The organism is Spirosoma luteum DSM 19990, from assembly GCF_000374065.1.
Lineage (GTDB): Bacteria > Bacteroidota > Bacteroidia > Cytophagales > Spirosomataceae > Spirosoma > Spirosoma luteum.
Genome location: NZ_KB893305.1, coordinates 1 through 1,195 on the forward strand (window position 1 = coordinate 1; position 1,195 = coordinate 1,195).

The 1,195-nt window shown below is 46.9% G+C and carries 2 protein-coding genes; both read right to left on the minus strand.

Going from position 1 to position 1,195, the window contains the following annotated elements:
• Positions 1-238: 238 nt before the first annotated feature.
• Positions 239-706, minus strand: coding sequence for an Hsp20/alpha crystallin family protein (locus tag B156_RS0125830; RefSeq protein WP_018622700.1), 468 nt, complete (start codon positions 704-706; stop codon positions 239-241).
• Between the two features lie 163 nt (positions 707-869).
• Positions 870-1,195, minus strand: a 326-nt coding sequence (locus B156_RS0125835) for a DUF5712 family protein (protein WP_018622701.1), incomplete at its 5' end; no start/stop codon positions are given.

Sequence of the window (1,195 nt, forward strand, 5' to 3'; positions counted from 1 at the left end):
TAGTTAAGAGTTCAATCTACGAATATTCCCTTAACATAATACTGGCCTCCCCTCTTCCCTTTCCAACCTCCAATTCGACCAGTTCTTATCGCTTCTGGGGGCGTTCTGATCTTGAATTAATCCCTTAACATAAGAAACCTTATACAACACCCCTTAAAATAGTCCAAAAACAACAAGGTAAAAAAATGGGTGGTGACATCGTATGTCACCACCCATTTTTGGTCAGGTTTAACCCTGGTTAGTTAATCTGAATTTGAGTTGGTGCCTTTGGCTTGGCTTCTTCCTTCTTGGGAAGCGAAATATGCAAAATCCCATCCTCGTAACGAGCCTGGATCTGGCTCTGCTCACAGGAATCAGGTAACCAGAACGAGCGCGAAAACGCATGGTAGCTAAACTCGCGTTTGGTGTAGTGACCTTGCTGATCTTGCTCTTCGCGCTGGTCTTGCTGCTGGGTCGATACCGTCAACTTGCCATTGTGCAAAGTCAGATTGAAATCGTCTTTCTTCATCCCTGGAGCTGCCAAATCGATTTGGTAGCCATCGGTATCTTCCTTGATGTTAACCGCCGGTACCAGCGTGCCGACTTGGGAGCGGGTGACACCGGGCCAATTGCGGTTAAAGTTGAATAACTCGTCCATATCTCTGCCCATGAATTCATCCAGCAGAGAGGGCAGTTGTCCATTTCCATTGAATTTAACCAGTGACATAGTTGTAAGGGGTTTTAAGGTTTGACATAAAAATTTAAGTCAAAAAGTCCCTAAACAAGCCATATGCCAAACAGTAGATGCGTTTTTCCGACACATAGAAAAATGACAAAATGTCATTTTTTCTTAGCTGACATTGTCACTCCGACAGAATCCAGAATCCAGCTTACAGGCTTAAACCTCGATTACGTTTCTGCTCTTGCTGAATACGCAGGTCTCGTTGCTGATTTAGCTCTAGTGTCTTGGCTTGTTCTAACCGTAGCTCTTCCGCCCGCCGTAGATCCACAGCTAATTGCTGTTGTCGCTCGTGCTGCGTATCCCGTAGTTCCACCGTCATAGCGGCCCGTTCCTGGGTCGTGCCGTTGCTCATCGTATTCTGATAGCGGAAACTCTCTTCCAGCTCCCGACGATAGGCCATTTGGGTATCGAAGGCCACTTCGCTGCGGGCCTTGAAGGTAACCCGGTTAAACTGGCCAAATTTCTGGCCGTGGG